The 21,176-nt window shown below is 70.4% G+C and carries 22 protein-coding genes; 6 read left to right on the top strand and 16 right to left on the bottom strand.

The genetic code is table 11. From position 1 onward, the window contains the following. Positions 1–195: 195 nt before the first annotated feature. Positions 196–813: a C40 family peptidase gene (locus IE209_RS32045; RefSeq protein ID WP_189690913.1), complete on the bottom strand. Its 618-nt coding sequence runs from the start codon at positions 811–813 to the stop codon at positions 196–198. 246 nt (positions 814–1,059) lie between these two features. Here IE209_RS32045 and IE209_RS32040 point away from each other — a divergent pair, with 246 nt between their 5' ends. The 4 genes from IE209_RS32040 (at position 1,060) to IE209_RS32025 (ending at position 4,597) form a co-directional block, all read left to right on the top strand. Next, a complete protein-coding gene (locus IE209_RS32040; protein ID WP_189690912.1) occupies positions 1,060–2,211 on the top strand; it encodes a PQQ-dependent sugar dehydrogenase in 1,152 nt (383 codons plus the stop codon). 261 nt (positions 2,212–2,472) lie between these two features. Further along, the gene (locus IE209_RS34085) at positions 2,473–3,312 is read left to right on the top strand and encodes a PEP-CTERM sorting domain-containing protein (RefSeq protein WP_229883163.1); all 840 of its coding nucleotides are present in this window, start codon (positions 2,473–2,475) and stop codon (positions 3,310–3,312) included. 118 nt (positions 3,313–3,430) lie between these two features. After that, on the top strand, positions 3,431–4,027 hold the full coding sequence (locus IE209_RS32030) for an isochorismatase family protein (RefSeq protein WP_189690911.1): 597 nt from the start codon (positions 3,431–3,433) through the stop codon (positions 4,025–4,027). Positions 4,028–4,030: 3 nt separating this feature from the next. Continuing rightward, complete coding sequence (locus IE209_RS32025) at positions 4,031–4,597, top strand: nucleotidyltransferase family protein (RefSeq protein WP_189690910.1); 567 nt, start codon at positions 4,031–4,033, stop codon at positions 4,595–4,597. A gap of 6 nt (positions 4,598–4,603) precedes the next feature. Here IE209_RS32025 and IE209_RS32020 read toward each other — a convergent pair whose 3' ends face one another. The 9 genes from IE209_RS32020 to IE209_RS31980 form a co-directional block, all read right to left on the bottom strand. Further along, complete coding sequence (locus IE209_RS32020; RefSeq protein ID WP_189690909.1) at positions 4,604–5,317, bottom strand: site-2 protease family protein; 714 nt, start codon at positions 5,315–5,317, stop codon at positions 4,604–4,606. 1 nt (position 5,318) lies between these two features. Further along, positions 5,319–6,224, bottom strand: a complete 906-nt coding sequence (locus IE209_RS32015) for a DUF2167 domain-containing protein (protein WP_189690908.1) — start codon at positions 6,222–6,224, stop codon at positions 5,319–5,321. A gap of 59 nt (positions 6,225–6,283) precedes the next feature. Then, the gene (locus tag IE209_RS32010; protein ID WP_189690907.1) at positions 6,284–6,871 is read right to left on the bottom strand and encodes a YceI family protein; all 588 of its coding nucleotides are present in this window, start codon (positions 6,869–6,871) and stop codon (positions 6,284–6,286) included. A gap of 44 nt (positions 6,872–6,915) precedes the next feature. Continuing rightward, a complete protein-coding gene (locus IE209_RS32005) occupies positions 6,916–7,470 on the bottom strand; it encodes a YceI family protein (RefSeq protein WP_189690906.1) in 555 nt (184 codons plus the stop codon). A gap of 27 nt (positions 7,471–7,497) precedes the next feature. After that, positions 7,498–8,061 (bottom strand): cytochrome b, encoded by a 564-nt coding sequence (locus tag IE209_RS32000; protein WP_189690905.1) that lies wholly within the window; start codon positions 8,059–8,061, stop codon positions 7,498–7,500. Between the two features lie 91 nt (positions 8,062–8,152). Next, the gene (locus IE209_RS31995) at positions 8,153–8,956 is read right to left on the bottom strand and encodes an amino acid ABC transporter ATP-binding protein (RefSeq protein ID WP_189690904.1); all 804 of its coding nucleotides are present in this window, start codon (positions 8,954–8,956) and stop codon (positions 8,153–8,155) included. Then, on the bottom strand, positions 8,953–9,684 hold the full coding sequence (locus IE209_RS31990; RefSeq protein ID WP_189690903.1) for an amino acid ABC transporter permease: 732 nt from the start codon (positions 9,682–9,684) through the stop codon (positions 8,953–8,955). Before IE209_RS31990 ends, IE209_RS31995 begins: the two co-directional genes overlap by 4 nt. A 9-nt stretch (positions 9,685–9,693) precedes the next feature. Then, positions 9,694–10,389: an amino acid ABC transporter permease gene (locus tag IE209_RS31985; RefSeq protein ID WP_189690915.1), complete on the bottom strand. Its 696-nt coding sequence runs from the start codon at positions 10,387–10,389 to the stop codon at positions 9,694–9,696. 28 nt (positions 10,390–10,417) lie between these two features. Beyond that, on the bottom strand, positions 10,418–11,245 hold the full coding sequence (locus tag IE209_RS31980) for an ABC transporter substrate-binding protein (RefSeq protein WP_189690902.1): 828 nt from the start codon (positions 11,243–11,245) through the stop codon (positions 10,418–10,420). A 414-nt stretch (positions 11,246–11,659) separates the two neighbouring features. On the opposite strand from IE209_RS31980, the gene IE209_RS31975 reads away from it, so the two are divergent. After that, entirely contained in the window at positions 11,660–12,907 is a 1,248-nt protein-coding gene (locus tag IE209_RS31975) for an NRAMP family divalent metal transporter (RefSeq protein ID WP_189690901.1), read from the top strand. 3 nt (positions 12,908–12,910) lie between these two features. On the opposite strand, the gene IE209_RS31970 is transcribed toward IE209_RS31975, so the two are convergent. Further along, positions 12,911–14,455: an acetolactate synthase large subunit gene (locus IE209_RS31970; protein WP_189690900.1), complete on the bottom strand. Its 1,545-nt coding sequence runs from the start codon at positions 14,453–14,455 to the stop codon at positions 12,911–12,913. Positions 14,456–14,516: 61 nt separating this feature from the next. Here IE209_RS31970 and IE209_RS31965 point away from each other — a divergent pair, with 61 nt between their 5' ends. Continuing rightward, the gene (locus IE209_RS31965; protein ID WP_189690899.1) at positions 14,517–15,407 is read left to right on the top strand and encodes a LysR family transcriptional regulator; all 891 of its coding nucleotides are present in this window, start codon (positions 14,517–14,519) and stop codon (positions 15,405–15,407) included. On the opposite strand, the gene IE209_RS31960 is transcribed toward IE209_RS31965, so the two are convergent. The 5 genes from IE209_RS31960 to IE209_RS31940 form a co-directional block, all read right to left on the bottom strand. After that, the gene (locus IE209_RS31960) at positions 15,376–16,545 is read right to left on the bottom strand and encodes a glycerate kinase (protein ID WP_189690898.1); all 1,170 of its coding nucleotides are present in this window, start codon (positions 16,543–16,545) and stop codon (positions 15,376–15,378) included. The genes IE209_RS31965 and IE209_RS31960 overlap by 32 nt on opposite strands. Before the next feature lie 8 nt (positions 16,546–16,553). After that, entirely contained in the window at positions 16,554–17,846 is a 1,293-nt protein-coding gene (gene eno / locus IE209_RS31955) for a phosphopyruvate hydratase (RefSeq protein ID WP_189690897.1), read from the bottom strand. A gap of 11 nt (positions 17,847–17,857) precedes the next feature. Continuing rightward, a complete protein-coding gene (gene pyk, locus IE209_RS31950; RefSeq protein WP_189690896.1) occupies positions 17,858–19,273 on the bottom strand; it encodes a pyruvate kinase in 1,416 nt (471 codons plus the stop codon). A gap of 99 nt (positions 19,274–19,372) precedes the next feature. Continuing rightward, complete coding sequence (locus IE209_RS31945; protein WP_189690895.1) at positions 19,373–20,383, bottom strand: Gfo/Idh/MocA family protein; 1,011 nt, start codon at positions 20,381–20,383, stop codon at positions 19,373–19,375. Beyond that, entirely contained in the window at positions 20,383–21,147 is a 765-nt protein-coding gene (locus IE209_RS31940; protein WP_189690894.1) for an SDR family NAD(P)-dependent oxidoreductase, read from the bottom strand. Before IE209_RS31940 ends, IE209_RS31945 begins: the two co-directional genes overlap by 1 nt. Positions 21,148–21,176: the final 29 nt, after the last annotated feature.

Genomic DNA, 21,176 nt, shown 5'->3' with positions numbered 1-21,176 from the left:
CGCCCCGCAGCCACGTGGCCGCCTCGGCGCTGCCTTCACGAAAGATCCGGGTTAGCAGGCCACGATCGCGCAAGCGCAAGCGCAAGCGCAAGCGCAGGCGCAGGGCCGGCAGCGCCAAGCCGTGGTGCAGCGCCTGCGCCGACGGGCGGGCTTGCGAATCGGACGGGGGAGGGGGCTTGCGTGGAGACCGGTGGCTCAGTTGCCGCCGGCGCCCAACCTGGTCAGCGCGCTGGCGTCCAGCGGCGTGTCGGTCTCGACACGGCGGGCGCCGTCGAAGCGGCGCTTCCAGTAGCTGCTGTCCATGTCTTCGACACGGACCTTCGCGCCACTGCGCGGGGCGTGCACGAACTTGCCGTCGCCCACGTAGATGCCCACATGGCTGAAGGCGCGGCGCATGGTGTTGAAGAACACGAGGTCGCCTGGTTGCAGATCGCGCTTCTCGATCGTGTCGGTGGCGGCGGCCTGCTCGTTGGCGCGGCGCGGCAACACCAGGCCCACGGTCTGCGAGTACACGGCCCGGACGAAGCCGCTGCAATCGAAGCCCGATTCGGCCGAATTGCCGCCACGCCGGTAGGGCACACCCAGGAAGCCCATGGCCGTGCCGACCAGGTCGGACGTGGTGTCGCGCATGGTCTGGCCGACCTGCTCGATGTGGCCCAGGGTCTGCCGCACCAGACCGCGTTCGGCCAATGCGCGCTGCATGTCGGCCGGCATCTCGGGCGATGCGGTCGGCAGGGGAGACTCCGAGGGGGCGGCTTGGGCGGCGCTGGCGACGCAGCAGGCGAGAAGGAAGACGGCGGTCCAGCGAGGCATGGGGCGGGAGAGTAAGGCCTGCGCTATTCAGGCGTCAAGCGAGAATAACATTGCAAGTGCTTGATTCATAATGATTTACAAATTAAATTTGTAACATCGTGGCAAATTTTCCGACAGAAACGCGGCCGCTGCTCCTACAAAAGGCTGGAATCGAAGCCGAACGAATCGCGTGAGGCATTGCTCCAAGCGGCGTGCGGATGGCGGCGCGGTGGGCGCCAGGCACGCGCATTTCCAGGATCTGAACGCATGTCTCTGTCTTCGTTTGCGCGCCGGATCGGCCCCGTGCTGGCCGGCCTGAGCCTCGTTCTCGCGTGGCCCGCCGCTGCCCAGTCGCCACTGCGCACCCAGCCCGTGGCGGCCGGGCTGCAGAACCCCTGGGGCCTGGCCTTCCTGCCCGAAGGCCGCTTCCTCGTCACCGAGCGGCCCGGCCGCATGCGCGTGGTCGAGCCCGACGGCCGGCTTGGTGCGCCGCTGGCCGGTCTGCCCGAGATCGCGGCCGGCGGCCAGGGCGGGCTGCTCGACGTGGTGCTGGACAGCGGCTTCGCCGACAACCGCCTCGTCTACTTCTGCTACAGCGAGCCGGCCGCGCGCGGCGGCGGCAACAGCACGGCGCTGGCGCGTGCGCGCCTGTCGGACGACCGCACGCGCCTGGAGGACTTGCGCGTGGTCTTCAGCCAGAAACCCAAGGTGGCCAGCAGCGCGCACTTCGGCTGCCGCATCGTCGAACGCCAGGTGGACGGCAAGCCCGACGGCACGCTGTTCCTGACCCTGGGCGACCGCTACAGCCGCATGGCCGACGCGCAGACCCTGGACAACCACCACGGCAAGGTCGTGCGCGTGGGCAAGGACGGCAGCGTGCCGCGCGACAACCCGTTCGCCGGCCGTGCCGGGGCCCTGCCCGAGATCTGGAGCTACGGCCACCGCAACCTGCAGGGCGCGACGCTGGCGCCGGATGGCCGGCTGTGGACGCACGAGCACGGCGCCCAGGGCGGCGACGAGATCAACCTGATCCAGCCGGGCCGCAACTACGGCTGGCCGGTCATCACGCACGGCGTGAACTATGGCGGCGCCCGCATCGGCGAGGGTCTGACCGAGAAGGCCGGGATGGAGCAGCCACTCAAATACTGGGTGCCCTCGATCGCGCCCTCGGGCATGGCCTTCCTGAGCAGCGAGCGCTACGGCAGGGCCTGGCAGGGCAGCCTGTTCGTGGGGTCGCTGAAGTTCGGCCGGCTCCATCGGCTGGAACTGGACGCCGCCGGCCAGGTGGTGCGCGAGCAGCGACTGCTGGAGGACGTGGACCAGCGCGTGCGCGACGTGCGCCAGGGCCCCGATGGCCTGCTCTACGTATTGACCGATGCCGGCAACGGCCAGCTGTTGCGGCTCGTGGGCGCTCCCTGATTTGCAAGCAAAGCGCGCAGCTCCCGCTCCAGAGCGGTGTCGGCGTTCTTGCCATCGAAAACCGGCTTCGCGTGACATATGCCACGACTTGCATAGTTCGTTCAGAGGGAAATCCGACGAATCGTATGCACATGGCCCGATTTCTGCTGTTTGTGTGGTCCCCACTTCACACAAACAACGGAGGCACCCATGTCTCGCTCCATTCGCTCAGTTCTCGTTGCAGCTGCCTTGGCTGTAGGCGCTGCGCACTCGGCCCACGCCGTGGCCACCGTTACCTTGCCGACCGCGCCGATCGACGGCATCGGCCCCCAACAGTTCGACCAGGCACTGGTTTATTCCTCGTCCCTGCTGGCCCAGCAACAGGCGGCCGGCCTGATGCCGGGCAACAACAGCGTGTTCGACTTCGCGGTCGGTTCCGGCACGCTGGGCGTCATCGTGTACTCCAACAACGGCGTGGCGAATCCTTCCCCGTTCGCGGCGCCGATGGACGCAGGCCAGACCGGCAGCTTCGACGGCACATGGGGCATCGGCGCGGCGGGCACTGTCGAGGCGCTGCGCACGCTGCTGACCATCGGCGGCACGGCCTACCAGCCCTTGTTCGTGTTCGACCACAACGAGAACCAGCAGAACCCCAACATGCTGATTTCCGGCCGCGTGGCGGTCTACCGTGGCGGCACCTTGCTGGAGGAATTCGCGCTGGACACGGTGGCCAACGGAACCTACGACGTCGATGCCCGCGTCACCTCCTGCGGCCATCCCACGGTCGGCGCCAATCCGGACCTGCCTCTGGGCGACTGCAACATCCTCACGCCCAGCGCCAACACCTACACCTGGACCACCAACGGCAGCGGCAAGCCCGACTACTTTGCGGTCTTCCCGACCTTCGACCTCTACAGTGGCGGCTACCTGCCGAGCGATTCCATCGTGATCCAGATGTCTCTGCGCGACATGGATCCGGGCTTCGACGAGCTGGCCATCGCCGGCTACCGGTTCCAGTCGCGCAACGATGTGCCGGAGCCGGGCACGCTGGTGCTGGCCGGTCTGGCGCTGGTGGCCTTGGGTGCCGCACGGCGCGGCAAGCGCGCAGGCCACCGCAGCTGAAGCGCCCATCGCGCTCACCCGGAGCCCCGCCCGCGCGGGGCTTTTTTGCGTCCGGGCGCCGCAGGGGCCGGGGCCGCCCACCTATCATGGCTGGCTTTTTCCAAGACCGACGATTCCCATGCTGCTGCAAGCCTCCACCTCCCAACTCGTGCTGGTCGACTACCAGCAAAAGCTCATGCCGGCCATCGCCGGCCATGCCGAGGTGGCTGCCAACGCGCTCCGGCTGGCGCAGGCCGCGCAACGGCTCGAGGTGCCGGTCTGGGGCACGGAGCAGAACCCTTCCAGGCTGGGGCCCAATCTGCCCGAGCTGCGCGCGCTGTGCCAGCGCACCCTGGCCAAGATGCACTTCAGCGCCGTGGCCGAAGGCCTGGGCGAATGGCTGCAGCCGCCGGCCAAGCCGGCCGGCGGCAATGCGCGCAGCCTGCCCAAGCACCTGCAGAAGCCGGCCGAGCCCGAGCGCGGCAGCATCGTCATCGCGGGTTGCGAGGCCCATGTCTGCCTGCTGCAGACCGCGCTGGAATTGCTCGAGGAGGAGATGGAGGTCTGGGTCGTGACCGACGCCTGCGGCTCGCGCACCGAGCGCAACCGCGACGCCGCCTTCGACCGCCTGGCCGGCGCCGGCGCCGAACTCGTGACCACCGAGATGGTGCTGTTCGAGTGGCTGGAGACGGCCGAGCACCCCGAATTCAAGGCCGTGCACGCGCTGATCAAGTAGGGCATGGGGCTCTCCGCCGAAGGCCTGGTCGCGGGCGCGCTGGCCAATCCGGTCAACGCGACGCTGGTCGAACGCCTCGCGCCGATGGGCTTGCCGCAGGGCTTTCTGGTCGCCGGCTGCCTGTACCAGACGGTCTGGAACCGGCAGGCCGGCCGCGCGCCCGCTTGGGGCGTGAAGGACTACGACGTCTTCTACTTCGACGACCGCGACCTGTCCTGGGAGGCCGAGGACGCCGTGATCCGCCAGGTGCGCGAACGCACGGCCGACCTCGGCGTGGAGGTCGAGGTCAAGAACCAGGCGCGCGTGCACCTGTGGTACCCGCAGCGCTTCGGCATGGACTATCCGCAGCTCAGGAGCGCGCGCGACGGCATCGACCGTTATCTGGTCGCCTGCACCTGCGTGGGCCTGGAACTGTCCGGCGGCGCGCTGTATGCGCCGCACGGGCTGGAGGAACTGGCGGCCGGTGTGTTGCGCATGAATCCCTGGCACCCGGCGCCTGCGCTGTTTCTGCGCAAGGCCGAGAGCTACCGTGCGCGTTGGCCCTGGCTGACCGTCGTACCCGCGGCCTGAGCCGCCTCAGCGCAAGGCGCCCAGCATCTCGTGGGTGTCGTGCGCCATGACCGCCAGGAAGGCCAGCAGCCCCAGGTAGTACAGCGCGTAGCTCAGCCGCGTTTCGGCAGAAGCCGCGTAGTAGGCGCGGTTCTCCGGCGCCTGCGGATCGTAGCGCCAGGCCTTGAGCACCTGGGGCGCGGCCAGCACGGCCATCAGCACCAGCAGTGGGCTCGGCCGCCAGAAGAAGATGGCCACGAGCACCGGCACGCCGAGCAGCCAGATGCGCGGCGACAGCACGGCCGTGATGCGCCCGCCGTCGAACGGCGACAGCGGAATCAGGTTGAACAGGTTCAGGAAGAAGCCGGCGTAGGCCAGCGCGAGCAGCAGGCGGCTGTCGCTCTCGCGCGCCGCGAAGTAGCAGGCCAGCGCCGCGATGCTGCCCAGCAGCGGGCCGGCGAAACCGATCCAGGCCTCGGTCTCCGCATCGCGCGGCTGGTCCTTCAGTTCGATCCAGGCGCCGACGAAGGGAATGAAGGTCGGCGCGCCGACGGCCAGGCCGCGTTGGCGCGCCGCCAGGAAGTGGCCCATCTCGTGCACGAAGATCAGAGCGACGAAACCGGCCGCATAGCGCCAGCCGAACACGAAGGCATAGGCCACCACGGAGACCAGCATGGTCCCGCCGGTGGTCAGCAACTTGCCCAGCTTGCCGGCGCTGAGCAGCAGCAGGAGCAGCTTCACCTCAGGCCTTCGGGCCCTCGGCCTTCTTCTTGCCGAACAGCTTGGCGAAGCCCCAGATCGCCGCACCCCCGGCCACGACCGCCACCTTGGCGAACTTGGCCAGGAAGGCCGCGATCACGGCCAGCAAGCCCAGCTTCTTGGCCGCGGCGCCCGCGACCAGGGCCGTCAGCCCGTAGGCCGCGACCTTGTCCGTGCTGCTGTTGAAATCTGCGTAGCGCTTGCCTTCGTCGTACTGCAGCGCGCCCAGCAGCGCCATGGCCTCGGGCTTGTACTTCTCCAGCGCATTGGCTGCCGTCACCAGGTTCAGGCTGATGTAGCCCTCGCGGCCCAGCGCATAGGTGTTGTAGTTCACGCCCTGCGTGCCGCTGGTGTCGCCCTTGCCACGTGTCAGCGCCGACCAGACCAGCCGGTGCGTGGCCGTGTCGTACTGGGGCGTTTGGGCCCAGCCCACCACCTCGATGGCCTCGATGCCGCGCTTGGCGCGTTCCTCGTTGGCCGCTTCCGTGCCTTCGCGCAGGCTGCTCAGCAGTTCGTCGGCGTTCCAGTCCTTGGCGTCGTCGTCCTTGATGTAGCCCTCCTGGACGAACTGGACGACCACGAACCACTCGCCTTCGCCCGCTGGATAGATGGTGCCGACCAGGCTGTCGTCGGTACGGTTGCCCATGGCCTGCATGAGCTGCCCTGCCGCGGGTTGCGGAATCCAGAGGTAGCCCGCGGGCAGTTGCAGATGGGCCTGGTTGCGCAAGGCGATGGCGGCAGGGCCGGCCTGGTGCGTGTCCTGCGCGGCCTTGTACGCCGCTGCCAGTTCGGCCTCCTGCGGCGAGGGCTTGGCGTCGTCGGCGGCCTGGCTGCCGAGCGCGCAAGCCAGCAAAAAAGCCGCGACGAAGCGCGGCAGGATGTATCGCATGTTCACTCCCCCTTGTTGTGATCGGTTCTGGGTGGGGGGCAGTGTAGGGGGTGCGGCGCTTACTGCTTGATGGCCTCGATCTGGGCCACGATGCGCACTTCCTTGGGCACGCCGAACTTGATGCCGTAGTCCACGCCGAAGGCGGTGCGGTCGATCGTGGTCTCGAAGTCGCCGCCGCAGACCTCGCGCTTGAGCATGGGGCTCTCGTAGCAGTTGAACTGCTTGGCCTTGAAGGTCACGGGCTGGCTCTTGCCCTTGATCGTCATGGTGCCGGCCACTTCGCTGACCTTGTCGCCGTTCCAGGTGAACTTGTCGCCCACGAAGGTGGCGGTCGGGAACTGGGCGGCGTCGAAGATGTCGGCGCTTTGCAGATGCTTGTCGAACGGCGGCGTGCCGGTGCTGATGGAGGCAATCTGGAAGGTGATCTCGACCTTGCCGGTCTTGGCCGCCTTGTCCAGCGTGATCTGGCCTTCCTTCTTCTCGAAGCGGCCACGGTTCACGGCCGCGCCGAAGTGGCTGATCTCGAAGGTGGCGAAGGTGTGCGTCGGCTCGACCACGTAGGTGGCGCTCTGCGCGTGGGCAGAGCCTGCGGCCAGCAGGATCGAAGCGGCGGCGGTCGCCAGGGCGGTCAGGGCAATGCGTTGCATCCAGGAATCTCCGGTTGAGGTGAACAAGGTTTGGGGTTGGGGAATCAGAGCTTGGGCACGCCGGTCAGCGTGAGCTTGAGCTTGATCTGCACGTCGTCGGCGACCATGGACGTGTCGGTCCACTCGTTCTCGCCGATCTTGAAGGCCAGGCGCTTGATCGTGAATGCGCCCGTGGCCACGGTGTTGGCGCCGCTTTGCGCGAGCGTGACCGGTACGACCACGTCCTGGGCGTTGCCCTTGATGGACAGCTTGCCGGCCACTTCGTACTTGCCGCCGCCCAGGGCCTTGATGGCGCTGGACTGGAAGCTGGCCTGCGGGAACTTGGGCGTGTTGAACCAGACCGGCTTGACGAGTTCGGCGTCGGCCTCCTTGCTCAGCGAGGCGCTGCCCATGTCGACCGTGAAGGCGACCTTGCTGGTGGCGAGCTTGGCCGGGTCGAATGCGACCTGGGCATCGAACTTCTTGAAGCGCCCCTCGACGGGCACGCCCATCTGCTTGCTCACGAACGCGATCTCGCTTTGCGCGGGCACCAGGGCCTGTTGCGCCAGCGCGGCGGTGGCGGCCAGCATCAGGCCGGCAAAGGTGGTGACGAACTTCATGGCAACTCCGAACGAAAAGAAAGGGGCTCAACCGCGGCCGGGCAGCATGCGCGCGAGCAGGCCGTCGCGGTCGATGAAATGGTGCTTGAGCGCGGCCGCCACGTGCAGCACGACCAGCGCGGCCAGCGCATAGGCGCTGATCTCGTGCCAGGGCTTGATCAGTTCGGCCAGGTCGGCGTTGACGGGCACGAAATCGGGCAGCGGCACCAGGCCCAGGAACACGATGGGAAAGCCTGCCGCCGAGCTGTAGGCCCAGCCGATCAGCGGCACGGCGAAGAACAGCAGGTACAGCAGGTGGTGGGTGGCGTTGTGGGCGAGCTGCTGCCAGCGCGGCATGGCGGCCTGCACGGCGGCCGGCAGCGCGGGCGGACGGTGCGTGAGGCGCCACAGCAGCCGCAATGCCGAAAGCGCCAGGATGCTCACCCCGGCCCACTTGTGCCAGTTGTAGAGCTTGAGCCGCGCGGGCGAGAACGGCAGGCTGGTCATGTACAGGCCCACCGCGAAGATGCCGACCAGGGCCAGGGCCAGCAGCCAGTGCAGGGCCATGGCCGTGGCGGTGTATCGGGTCGGGGCGGCGGTGGAAGTCGGCATGCGGGCGTGTGTTTTCTTGTGGGACGTCGGTTTCCATGGGCATGGTCAACCGCGCGGACCCGACTCTAGAGCGCTGACCGTGCGTAAAGTTTCAATGATTTTGTCTTGAGGGTTCAAATCCGGTGAAATGCGTGGGGCTTGGCGCCGGCCGGTCGGTGGTGGACGCGAACGGCGTGCGGATGTCGGACAGGAACTGCTGCGCGCGCGGATGCTGCGGCCGCGCAAAGAAGTCCTGCGGCGTGGCGCGCTCCAGCACGCGGCCTTGGTCCATGAACAGCACGCGGTCGGCCACCTCGCGGGCAAAGCCCATCTCGTGCGTCACGCAGACCATGGTCATGCCCTCGCGCGCCAGGTCGCGCATGACCAGCAGCACCTCGCCCACCATTTCCGGGTCCAGCGCGCTGGTGGGTTCGTCGAACAGCATCAGCGGCGGCTGCATGGCCAGCGCACGCGCGATCGCCACGCGCTGCTGCTGCCCGCCGGACAGGTCCGCCGGGTACGCTGCCGCCTTGTGGGCCAGGCCCACGCGCGCGAGCAGCGCCAGCGCGCGTTCCTCGGCCTGTGCACGCGACAGGCCGCGCAGCTGCATTGGCGCCAGCGTGCAGTTCTGCAGCACCGTCAGGTGCGGGAACAGGTTGAACTGCTGGAACACGAAGCCGATGCGCGAGCGCAAGTCGTTCAGGTCGACGCCGCGCGCGTGGATGTCCCGCCCGTCCACGGTGATGGTGCCGGACTGGATCGGCTCGAGCCGGTTCACGGTGCGGATCAGCGTGGACTTGCCCGAGCCGGACGGCCCGCACACCACGACCACCTCGCCCTTGGCGATGGTCTCGGAGATGTCGGTCAGCGCCTGGTAGGCGCCGTACCACTTGTTGACCTTGTCGAACTGGATCATGGCGCGCTCGCTTGGGGCTGGGCCGGACGGGGCCGGGCGGTCCCGGCCTGCGGGCTGCGGGCCAGCCGGCGTTCCAGCCAGTAGGCCAGGCGCGACAGGCCGAAGCACAGCAGGAAGTAGGTCAGACCCAGGATGGCGTAGAGCTCGGCCGGGCGCGTGAACACCTGGGTGTTGATCTGCGTGGTGACGAAGGACACCTCGTTCAGGCCGATGATGTAGCCCAGCGAGGTCTCCTTGATCGTGGAGACGAACTGGTTGACGAGCGAGGGCAGCATGGCGCGCGTGGCCTGCGGCAGCACCACCGTGCGCATGCTGCGCCACCAGCCCAGGCCCAGCGAGTGCGCCGCCTCCACCTGGCCGCGCGGCAAGCCCTGGATGCCCGCGCGCACGATCTCGGCCAGGTAGACCGCGTCGAACACCACGAGTGCGATCAGCATGGTGGAGAACTGGTCGGTCTTCACGCCCGTGACGCTGGGCAGGAAGAAGTAGGCCCAGAACACCACCATCAGCAGCGGAATGCCGCGCACCACGAACACCAGTGCCGTGACGGGCAGGCGCAGCCAGGCGATGGGGCTCACGCGTGCCAGGCCCAGCACGATGCCCAGCGGCAGGCCCAGCAGCAGGCCCAGCGTGGCCAGCAGCAGCGTGAGCGCCAGGCCGCCCAGCGGCCCGTTCGGGTACTGGCCGACCAGGAAATAGAGCCAATAGGTGTCGATGAGCTCGAGCATGCGGCGTTCCTAGGCCGTGCGCGCCGGGTAGCGCGACTGGTACCAGGCCGCCAGAGCGGTGATGGCCAGCGACACCGTGAGGTAGGCCGCCGTGGCGAAGGCGAAGGACTCGAAGCTGCGGAAGGTCGCGCTTTCCACCTGGCCGGCCTGGTACATGAGTTCGGCCGCGCCGATGACAGTGGCGATGCTGGTGTTCTTCCACAGGTTCAGCGTCTGCGAGATCAGCGGCGGCACCGTGATGCGCAGCGCCTGCGGCAGGATCACGCGGCGCATGGTGGCCAGGAAGCCGAAGCCCAGCGCGCGCCCGGCCTCGAACTGCACCACCGGGATGGCGCGGATGCCGCTGCGGATGTCCTCGGACATGTAGGCCGCCGTGTACAGCGTGAGCGCGACCACGGCGCTCGCCGCCTCGATGTTGCCGCTGTACAGCCAGGCCTTGATGCCTGCGGGCAGCAGCTCGGGCGCAGCGAAGTACCAGAACAGCATGTGGGCCAGCAAGGGGATGTTGCGGATCGACTCGACGTAGGCGAAGCCGACCCAGCGCAGCGCGGCGGCCGGCGCCAGCCGCAGCAGCGCCACCAGCAGCGCCAGCGGCAGCGCGAACACCAGTGTGGCCGCCGCCAGTTGCAGCGACAGCAGCAGGCCGGCCACGAGCATGTCGTGGTATTGGCCCTTGAGCAGCAGCGTGTAGTCGAAGACCGGCATGCGATGGCGCACGGCTGGCGCCGGGCGGTCAGCCGGTGATCTTGTCCGTCTCGAACTTGAAGCTGCGCGTGTTCGAGTTGGTCTTGGTGCCCGGGCCGAACCACTTCATGTAGAGCTTCTCGGCATCGCCGGACTTCTCGAGCGCGCGCAAGGTGTCGTCGACCACGGCCTTCAGCCCGGCCTCGCCCTTCTTGATGCCCAGGGCCAGCGGCTCGATGCTGAGGTTCGTGGGCAGCATCATGTACTCCTGCCCCTTGGGGCCGAGCTTGGCGATGTCCACCAGCAGGCTCAGCTCGTCGTTGACGTAGGCCACGCCCTTGCCCTGCTGCAGCGCCAGGAAGGCCTGCTGCGAGTTCTCGTAGGTCACGACCTCGGCCGTGGGCACGGCCTTGCGGATGTTGGGCTCCTGGGTCCCGCCCTTGGCCGTCAGCACGCGCTTGCCGGCCAGTTCGGGCACGTCCTTGACGCCGCTGGACTTCTTGACCATGGCCTTCTGGCCGGTCACGAAGGTGGTGAGCGAGAAGTCGATCTGGGCCTCGCGCTCCTTGTTGTGCGTGAGGGAGGCGGCCAGCAGGTCCACATGGCCTTGCTGCAGTTCGGGGATGCGCGCCGCCACGGCGATCTGCTTGAACACCGCCTTCACGCCCAGCGCCTTGGCCACGGCGTTGCCCAGGTCGACCTCGTAGCCGACCAGCTCGCGCGTCTTGGGATCGAGGAAGCTGTTGGGCTCGTCGGTGCCCAGCACGCCGACGACGAGCTGACCCTTCTGTTTGATGTCGGCCAGCTGGTCGGCCTGGGCGGCACCGGCGAAGGCCAGTCCGGCGGCGAGGAGGGCGGTGAAGAGGCGTCGTTGCATGGTGTCGTGCTCCTGAGCAGGGTGGGCGCAGATGGGGGCAGACCGGTCTCCACGGTGCCATGCCCGGGCGCAGCTTACCCGCGAAAGCCGCTGCCGAAGCCGGCTGCGGCATGCTGGCGTGCACCGGATGCAACAGATGCGGGCCGGGCCGCGCCAGCGCAGGCAACTCGCTCGTGTTCCATCGCGTATTGCAGCGGTAACAGGCACGGTGGGCGTGCGAACGCGCCTGCAACACGCGGGCACAACACTCGGCTGTCCGCGCAAGGGCTGCGCGGCCCGACGACGCAGGCCACCGGACTGCGGCCACAGGAGTTCACCATGCACAAGATCCTCTTCCCCGCCGCCGCTGCCGGCGCCGCCATGTCCGCGTCCGACCGCGACGCGCGGCGCGGCGGCTGACGCGCGAGGCCACCGGTGAACGGCAGGACATGGCGCGGCCTGCGCCAGCTCGGCCCGGGCCTGATCACGGGAGCGGCCGACGACGACCCGAGCGGCATCGCGACCTATTCCCAGGCCGGTGCCCAGTTCGGCTACGGCATGCTGTGGACGGCCGTGTTCACGCTGCCGCTGATGGCCGCCGTGCAGGTCGTCAGCGCGCGCATCGGCTATGTCACGCGGCGCGGGCTGGCGGCCAACATCCGCGGTGCGTTTCCGCGCTGGGTGCTGCTGCTGGTGGTCGGCCTGCTGGTGGCGGCCAACACGCTCAACATCGCGGCCGACATCGCGGCCATGGCCGAGGCGCTGCGGCTGCTGCTGGGCGGCTCGGCCCATGTCTACGCCGTGACCTTCGGCCTGGCCAGCCTGGTGCTGCAGGTCTTCCTGCCCTACCAGAGCTATGTGCGCTGGCTCAAGTGGCTCACGCTCGCGCTGCTGGCCTACGTGGCCGTGGCCTTCTCGCTGCACCTCGACTGGTGGGACGTCTTGCGCCGTGCAGCCTGGCCGCAGCTGGCGCTGAACCACGAGCTGCTGCTGATGGTGGTGGCGCTGCTGGGCACCACCATCAGCCCTTACCTGTTCTTCTGGCAGGCCGCGCAGGAGATGGAAGACCGGCGCGACGGCCCGCCGCACGGCGCGGCCGACGTGCGCCGGCACTTGCGCCGCATCAAGCTGGACACGCTGGTGGGCATGGGCTTTTCCAACCTCATCGCCTTCTTCATCATCCTGAGCACGGCCGCCACCCTGCACGCGGCCGGCGTGACCGACATCCAGACCTCGGCCCAGGCCGCCGAGGCGCTGCGGCCGCTGGCGGGCGACTTCACCTTCCTCTTGTTCAGCCTGGGCATCATCGGCACCGGCATGCTGGCCGTGCCGGTGCTGGCCGGCTCGGCCGGCTATGCCGTGGCCGAGGCGGCGGGCTGGCAGGGCACGCTGAGCGCGCGGCTGGACCGCGGGGAGGGCCGCGGCTTCTACGGCGTGATCGCCGCGGCCACGCTGGGCGGCGTGCTGCTGTGCTTCACGCCCATGGACCCGGTGCGCGAGCTGTTCTGGTCGGCCGTGCTCAACGGCGTGATCTCGGTGCCCATCATGGCCGTCATGATGGTGCTGGCCGCGCGCCCGGCCGTGATGGGGCCCTATGTGATCGGCCCGCGCCTGCGCGCCACCGGCTGGCTGGCCACGGCCGTGATGGGCGCGACGGTGGCCGCCATGTTCGCCACCTGGTGAGCATCACACCATCAGCTCGATCAGGAACGGGCCCTTGCGCGCGAAGCTCGCGCGCAGCAGGTCCGCGCACTGCTCCAGCGTTTCGGCGCGTGCGGCCTCCACGCCCATGCCGCCGGCCAGGCGCACCCAGTCCAGGTCGGGATTGCCCAGGTCCAGCATGCGCATGGCGGTGTCGCCGGGCTTGGCGCCCACGCCCGCGTACTCGCCGATCAGGATGTTGTACTTGCGGTTGGACAGGATGATGGTGGTGCAGGGCAGCTGCTCGCGCGCCTGCGTCCACAGCGATTGCAGCGAGTACATGGCCGAGCCGTCGGCCTGCAGGCTGATCACGCGGCGCTGGCGTTTGGCGGCGATGGCCGCGCCGGTGGCCACGGGCAGGCCGTCGCCGATCGCACCGCCGGCCAGGTGCAGCCAGTCGTGCGCGGGCGCGGCATGCGTGTGCTGGTAGAAGCCGCGGCCGAAGGACACGCTTTCGTCCGACACGATGGCCTGCTCGGGCATCAGCGCGGCCACGGTCTGGGCCAGGCCCTCGGGCGTGGGCCTGCCGCGTGCGGGCTCGGGCCGAGGGCCGGCCTCGGGCAGCGCGGCCTCGGGGGCGTTCAGCGCCTCCACCAGGGCGCGCAGCGCCGCCGTGGGGTCCTGGTCCAGGCGCGAGAGCCGGTGCAGTTGCGCCTCGGGTGCGTACTGCGTGGACGGCTTGCCCGGGTAGGCGAAGAAGCCCACGGGCGGCTTGGCACCGACCAGCACGATGTGCTGGAAGCGTGCCAGCGTCTTGATGGCCAGGTCGGTCACGTAGGGCACGCGCTCGAGCGGCAGGCGGCCGCGGCCGCGCTCCACATGCGCGTTCATGAAGTCGGCCAGCAGCGTGGCGCCCGTGGCCTGGGCCACGCGCCAGGCCAGGGCCTGGGCCGGACCGCGCACGGCGCTGTCGGCCAAGAGGATCAGCGTGTCACGGCCGGCCGCGCGCAGCACGCGCGCGGCGTTGTCGACGGCCAGCGGGTCCAGCGGGCCGGGAGCCGGCACGGGCAGCGGCTCGGCCACGGCCCCGCCTTCGTTCCACGAGGCATCGGAGGGCAGGACCAGCGTGGCCACCTGGCCCGGCGCGCTGCGCGCGGCCTGCACGGCGGCGGCCGCGTCGCGGCCCACGTCCTCGGCACGGGTGCTGGTGCGCACCCATGCCGAGACGGTGCGCGCCATGGCCTCGGTGTCGGCCGTCAGCGGTGCGTCGTGCGGACGGTGGTAGGTGGCCTGGTCGCCCACGATGTTGACGATGCCGGCATGGGCGCGGCGTGCGTTGTGCAGGTTGGCCAGGCCGTTGGCCAGGCCCGGGCCGCAGTGCAGCAGCGTGCAGGCCGGCTTGCGCGCGATGCGCCAGTAGCCGTCGGCCATGCCGGTCACCACGTTCTCCTGCAGGCCCAGCACGCAGTCCATGCCGGGGATCTGGTCCAGCGCGGCGACGAAGTGCATCTCGCTCGTGCCGGGGTTGGCGAAGCAGGTGTCGATGCCTGACTTCAGAAGTGTGTGGACCAGACTGTGGGCGCCGTTCATCAGCGAACTCCTTGATGGGGTGGTGGGATGCGCGGGAGCCGTGTGCCAAACTTCCCGGACCATGGAAATCTACCAACTGCGCGCCTTCGTCGCTGTCGCCCGTGTCGGCCATGTGACGCGGGCGGCGGAACAGCTGCACCTGACGCAATCGGCGGTGTCCAAGCAGCTCAAGGCGCTCGAGGAGGAACTGGGCGGCCCGCTGTTCGACCGTACCACGGCCGGCATGACCCCCAGCGCCATCGGCCGTCGCCTGCTGCCGCTGGCCCAGCGCACGCTGGACGCCGCGGGCGAGCTGGCCGCGGCCGCGCGCCAGCTGCAGGGCCAGTTGTCGGGGACGCTGCGGCTGGGCACCATCGTCGATCCCGCATCGATCCGCCTGGGCGAGCTGCTCAGCGAGATGCAGCAGCACTGCCCGCAGGTGGACGTGCGGCTGGAGCAGGGCATCTCGGGCACGGTGCTGCAGCGCCTCAAGGCGCGCGAGCTCGAGGCCTGCTTCTTCCTCGGCGACGTGGACGACGCCGAGGTCTCGGCCATCGTGCTGGCCGTGGAGTCCTACGCCGTGGTGCTGCCGCCGGCCTGGGCAGCGCGCGTGATGGGCCAGGGTTGGGCGGCGCTGGCGGCGCTGCCCTGGATCGGCACGGCGCCCGGCAGTTCGCAGACCGTCATCATGGAACGGCTGCTGCGCCAGCAGGGCCTGTCGCGCCAGACCGTGGCCGAGGTCGACCAGGAATCCACGCTGCTGGACCTGGTGCAGGCCGGCGTGGGCCTGTGCCTGGCGCGCGAGCGGCGCGCCCAGGAGCTGCTGGCGGCCGGCCGCATCGTGGCCTGGGACGGCGAGCGCATCGCCTGCCCGCTGTCGCTGCTGGTGCTGGCCGAGGACGCGGCGCGGCCGCTGCAGGCCGCGCTGCGTGAACGCGTCTTCAGCGTCTGGCCGTCGGCGGTGCAGGCCTAGCGAGACGCTGGCCCAGCTGCAAGGCCATGGCGATGTTGCGCGCCGTGGCGCGCACGTTGGCCGCGGCGTCGCGCAGCGCTTCCTCCACGGTGCAGACACTGCGCACGGCGCTGAACACCGCCGCGATGCCGTGTGCGTGCACGGCGCTGGAATCGGGCGTCAGCGCGCCCGACAGGCCGACCACGGGCACGCCATGGCGCGCCGCCACGCGGGCCACGCCGATGGGCGCCTTGCCATGGAGGGTCTGGCCGTCGGTGCGGCCTTCGCCCGTGATGACGAGGTCGGCCTCGCGCACAGCGGCGTCCAGGCCCAGCGCGTCGGCCACCACCTCGCTGCCCGGGCGCAGCTGCGCGCCCAGCACCGCGAGCAGCGCCGCGCCCATGCCGCCGGCCGCGCCCGTGCCGGGCACCTCGGCCACATCCTGGCCCAGGTCGTCGCGCAGACGCTCGGCCAGGCGCTGCAGGCAGGCGTCGAGCTCGGCCACCATGGCCGGAGTCGCGCCCTTCTGCGGGCCGAACACGGCCGAGGCGCCGCGCGGGCCCAGCAGCGGATTGCTCACGTCGCAGGCCACGTCGATGCGGCATTGCGCGATGCGCGGGTCCAGGCCGCTCGCATCGATGCGCTGCAGCCGCGCGAGCGCGGCGCCGCCGCGCGGCAGGTCCAGGCCGTCGGCATCGAGCAGGCGCACGCCCAGGGCCTGCAGCATGCCGGCGCCGCCGTCGTTGGTGGCGCTGCCGCCCAGGCCGATGACGAAGCGCCGCGCTCCGGCGTCCAGCGCGTCGGCGATCAGTTCGCCCGTGCCATGGCTGGTCGCGCTGCGCGGGTCGCGCTCGGCGGGCGGCACGGCTTCGAGCCCGCTCGCGGCGGCCATTTCGATGAACGCCAGGCTGTTGTCGGCGGCCAGGCCGTAGCCGGCCGGGATGGGCCGGCCCGTGGCGCCCGTGACCATGCGCTCGCGCAGGCGGCCGCCCGTGGCATCGACCAGCGCCTGCACCGTGCCTTCGCCGCCGTCGGCCATGGGCAGAAGGCGGTAGCGCGCCTCGGGGAAGACCTCGCGGAAGCCGGCGGCGATGGCCTGCGCCACCTGCAGCGCGCTGAGGCTCTCCTTGAACGAGTCGGGGGCGATCAGGATCTGCATGGCAAGGCTCAGGCGTTCTGGCGCAGCAGCGGGAAGGCGTCGCGGCCCGCGTAGACCGCGTCGCGGCCGATTTCGGCCTCGATCCAGAGCAGCCGGTTGTACTTGGCCATGCGGTCCGAGCGGCACAGCGAGCCGGTCTTGATCTGCGTGGCGCGTGTGGCGGCGGCCAGGTCGGCGATGCAGCAGTCCTCGGTCTCGCCCGAGCGGTGCGAGACCACGGCGCCGTAGCCGGCGTCTGCCGCCATGGCGATGGCCGCCAGGGTCTCGGTCAGCGTGCCGATCTGGTTGGGCTTGACCAGGATGGCGTTGGCGATGCCGCCTTCGATGCCGCGGCGCAGGATGGCTGTGTTGGTCACGAACAGGTCGTCGCCGACCAGCTGCACGCGCCGGCCCAGGCGTTCGGTCAGCAGCTTCCAGCCGGCCCAATCGCTCTCGTCCAGGCCGTCCTCGATGGAGACGATGGGGTAGGCGTCGACCCAGCGCGCGAGGTAGTCGGCGAAGCCGGCGCTGTCGAAGGCGCGGTTCTCGGACGAGAGCGTGTAGCGGCCGCCCTCGTGGAACTCCGAACTCGCCGCGTCGATGCCCAGGAAGATCTCGCGGCCCGGCGCGAAGCCGGCCAGCTCGATGGCGCGCACGATGGTGTCCAGCGCGGCCTCGTTGGAGGGCAGGTCGGGCGCGAAGCCGCCTTCGTCGCCGACCGCGGTGGACAGGCCGCGCGCCTTGAGCAGGGACTTGAGCGCGTGGAAGACCTCGACGCCGTAGCGCAGCGCCTCGCCGAAGCGCGGCGCGCCGATGGGCAGCACCATGAACTCCTGGATGTCGACGTTGTTGTCGGCATGGGCGCCGCCGTTGATGATGTTCATCATGGGCACGGGCAGCGTGAGCGGGCCGGTGGGAGCCAGGTGGCGGTACAGCGGCTTGCCCTGGGATGCAGCGGCGGCCTGGGCGGCGGCCAGCGACACCGCCAGCAGCGCGTTGGCGCCCAGGCGCGACTTGTCGGCCGTGCCGTCCAGCGCGCAGAGCTTGCGGTCGAGCGCGGCCTGGTCCAGTGCGTCCAGGCCGGCCAGGGCCTGGGCGATCTCGCCGTTCACATGGGCGACAGCGCGGCGCACCCCCTTGCCCTTGTAGCGCGCCGTGTCGCCGTCGCGCAGTTCCACGGCCTCGCGCGAACCGGTCGAGGCGCCCGAGGGCGCGGCGGCGCTGCCGCAGCTGCCGTCGGCCAGCCGCACGCGGGCGGCCACCGTGGGATTGCCGCGCGAGTCGATGATCTCCAGGGCCTGGATGTGGGTGATGGTGGACATGGCGTGGTTCCTCAAGCCTGGGCGATGTGCAGAAGATTCGTGGTGCCGGCCTTGCCGAATGGCATGCCGGCCGCGATCACGATGGTGTCGCCGGGCCGGGCGAAGCCCTGGTCGCGGGCCAGCGTGCGGGCGGCCTGCACCATGCTGGGCACGTCGTCCACGTCGTGCGGCACATGGACCGAATGCACGCCCCAGGCCAGCGCGAGGCGGCGCGCCGTGGCCAGGTCGGGCGTCACGCTCACGATGGGCGCCTGGGGCCGTTCGCGCGCCGCGCGCAGGCTCGTGAAGCCCGAGCGCGTGAAGCTCACGATGGCGGCCGCGCCCAGCAGCTCGGCCGACTGCTGCAGCGCGGCGCAGATCGCGTCGCCCACCGTGGGCTGGGGCGCGAAGCCCGAGGCCTCGACCACGGTGCGGCAATGCGGGTCGGCCTCGGCCGCGCGCACGATGGCGTCCATGACGGCCACGGCCTCGCGCGGGTAGCGGCCCGAGGCCGATTCGGCCGACAGCATCACGGCGTCGGCCCCGTCGTAGACGGCGGTCGCCACGTCCGAGGCTTCCGCGCGCGTGGGCACGGGTGCGCTGACCATGGATTCGAGCATTTGCGTGGCCACGACCACGGGCTTGCCGGCCTGGCGGCAGCTGCGCACGATGCGCTTCTGGATCGGCGGCACCTGCTCGGCCGGCATCTCCACGCCAAGGTCGCCGCGCGCGACCATCACGGCGTCGGACAGCGCGACGATGGCGTCCAGGTCGGCGATGGCGGCCGGCTTCTCGAGCTTGGACAGGATGGCGGCACGGCCCTGCACCAGCGTGCGCAACTCCTCCACGTCCGCGGGGCGCTGCACGAAGGACAGCGCGACCCAGTCCACGCCCAGCTCCAGGCCGAAGGCCAGGTCGGCCCGGTCCTTGGCGGTCAGCGCCGAGATCGGCAGCAGCACCGAGGGCACGTTGACGCCCTTGCGCTCGGACAGCAGGCCACCCGCGATGACCTCGGTCTCGGCGAAGTCGGCGCCGCAGGCCAGCACGCGCAGGCGCAGCTTGCCGTCGTCCAGCAGCAGGTCGTGGCCGGTCTGCAGGGCGGCGAAGATCTCGGGGTGGGGCAGTGGGGCACGCGTGGCGTCGCCGGGCGCGGTGTCGAGGTCGAGCCGAAAGCGCGCGCCTTCGGCCAGCGTGACCGGCCCGTCGGCGAAGCGGCCGACGCGCAGCTTGGGGCCTTGCAGGTCCAGCAGCACGGCGATGGGCCGGCCGTGCTCGCGCTCGACGGCGCGGATCGCGTCGTTGCGCGCCTGGTGGTCGGCGTGGCTGCCGTGGCTGAAGTTGAGCCGGAACAGGTCGGCTCCGGCCTCGAACAGGGCAGCGATGGTGGCGCGGTCCGAGCTCGCGGGACCGAGCGTGGCGATGATTTTTCCGTGGCGTTGGCGTCGCATGGGGGCAGGTCGGTGGGTGGTGCCGCGACTCTAGGCAGCCGCGGCCCCTTTGACCAATGGCATTGCGTCAACGCCGCCATGCCCCGCAGGAATGAGGCCCTACAGCCGGACGGCGACGCCCTCGGCGGATGAGCGCAGCACGGCTTCGATCAGGCGCTGCACGGCCAAGGCCGAAGCGCCGTCCGTGAGCGGTGCGCGTTGTTCGGCGATGGCTGCGAGGAAGTCCGCGATCACGGCGCGGTGGCCGGCATGGTCGAAGCCCATGAGGTTGGCGCCCGAGCCCGAGGCCTGGGGCTGGCCCACGCGCAGCGGGTCCTGGCCAGGGCGCTCCACGACCAGGGCACCGGCCTCCAGTGTGGCCGTGCCCTGCGTGAAGTTGAGCGCGATGCGCTCGGCGTAGCCGGGATAGGCGGCCGTGGTCGCGTCGAGCACGCCGATGGCGCCGTTGTCCCAGTGCAAGAGCGCGGCAGCCTGGTCCTCGGTCTCCATGCGGTGCACGGGCGAGGTGGCGGCCAGGCCCAGCACGCGCTGCGGCGCGCCGACCAGGTGCAGCAGCAGGTCCAGCGTGTGGATGGCCTGGGTCATGAGCACGCCGCCGCCGTCGCGCGCCAGCGTGCCGCGGCCGGGCTGGTCGTAGTAGCTCTGCGGGCGCCACCAGCGCACGGTGGCGCTGGCGCCGGTCAAGCTGCCGAGGCTGCCGCCGCGCACCAGTTCCGCCAGTTGCAGCGCAGCGGGGCTGGCGCGGTGCTGCAGCATCACGGCCAGGCGCACGCCATGGCGTGCGCAGGCCGCGACCAGGGCTTCGGCCCGCGCCAGCGTGAGCTCCACGGGCTTTTCGACCAGCACGTGCTTGCCCGCGGCCGCCAGGCGCTCGGCAATCTCCAGGTGCGTGTGCGGTGGCGTGAGCACCAGCGCGGCGCCCACGCTGGCATCCTCCAGCACATCCTCGAGCCGCGTGGTCGCGCGTGCACCGGCCGGCAGACCGGCTTGCGCCAGGCGTTGCAGGTCGCGGCCCCAGACCCAGGCCAGCTCGGCCCGGTCGCGCAGATCGTGCAGGCTGCGCAGGTGCGGTGGCGCGGCCACGCCGGCGCCAATGACGGCGATGCGCATCACGGCATGTACTGGCCGCCGTTGACTTCCAGGATCTGGCCGGTCACGTAGCCCGAGAGTTGTTCGGAGGCGAGGTACAGGAACGCGCCCACGCATTCCTCGGCCGTGCCGAGCCGGCCCATGGGGATGCTGGCGCGGAAGTTCTCCAGCATCTGGGCGGTGGAGAAGCGGTCCTGGAACGGCGTGGCGATCACGCCCGGCGCCACTGCGTTGACGCGAATGCGGTCGGGCACCAGCTCCTTGGCGAGGCCGCGCGTCGCGGTGCTGATGAAGCCCTTGGAGCCGGCGTAGAGGTAGGCGCCGGGGCCGCCGCCATTGCGTGCAGCCACCGAGGTCACGTTGATGATGCTGCCGCCGCGGCCGGCCTGGCGCATCAGCGGCACGACGGCGCGGCAGAAGGCTAGGGCCGACAGCGCGTTCACGTGCAGCACCTCGTCGAACAGCGCGTCGGTGAACTCGGCGATGGGCGCGCGCTGCACCAGGCTGCCGGCGTTGTTGATGAGGATGTCGATCGCGCCGAGCGCCTGCGTGGCCTCGGCCACGCAGGCCTGGATGGCCGCCGTGTCGCGCACATCGGCGCGCAGCGCCACGGCCCGGCCGCCGGCCGCCAGGATGCGGCCGGCCACCGCCTCGGCCGCTTCGCGCGACTGGTTGTAGTGCACGGCCACGCGCACGCCGTGCGCGCCCAGCGCCTCGGCCACGGCGGCACCGATGCCGGTGCTGGCACCGGTCACGAGGGCGGCCTTTCCTTGCAGGTCTTGCATCGAGGGTTCTCCTTGGTCGGTTTGAAAGG

The sequence above is a fragment of the Pseudorhodoferax aquiterrae genome (genome assembly GCF_014652235.1).
GTDB lineage: Bacteria > Pseudomonadota > Gammaproteobacteria > Burkholderiales > Burkholderiaceae_C > Pseudorhodoferax > Pseudorhodoferax aquiterrae.
The sequence above is the reverse complement of the archived record's forward strand: the minus strand, read 5'-3'. Positions and strand labels throughout refer to the sequence as shown.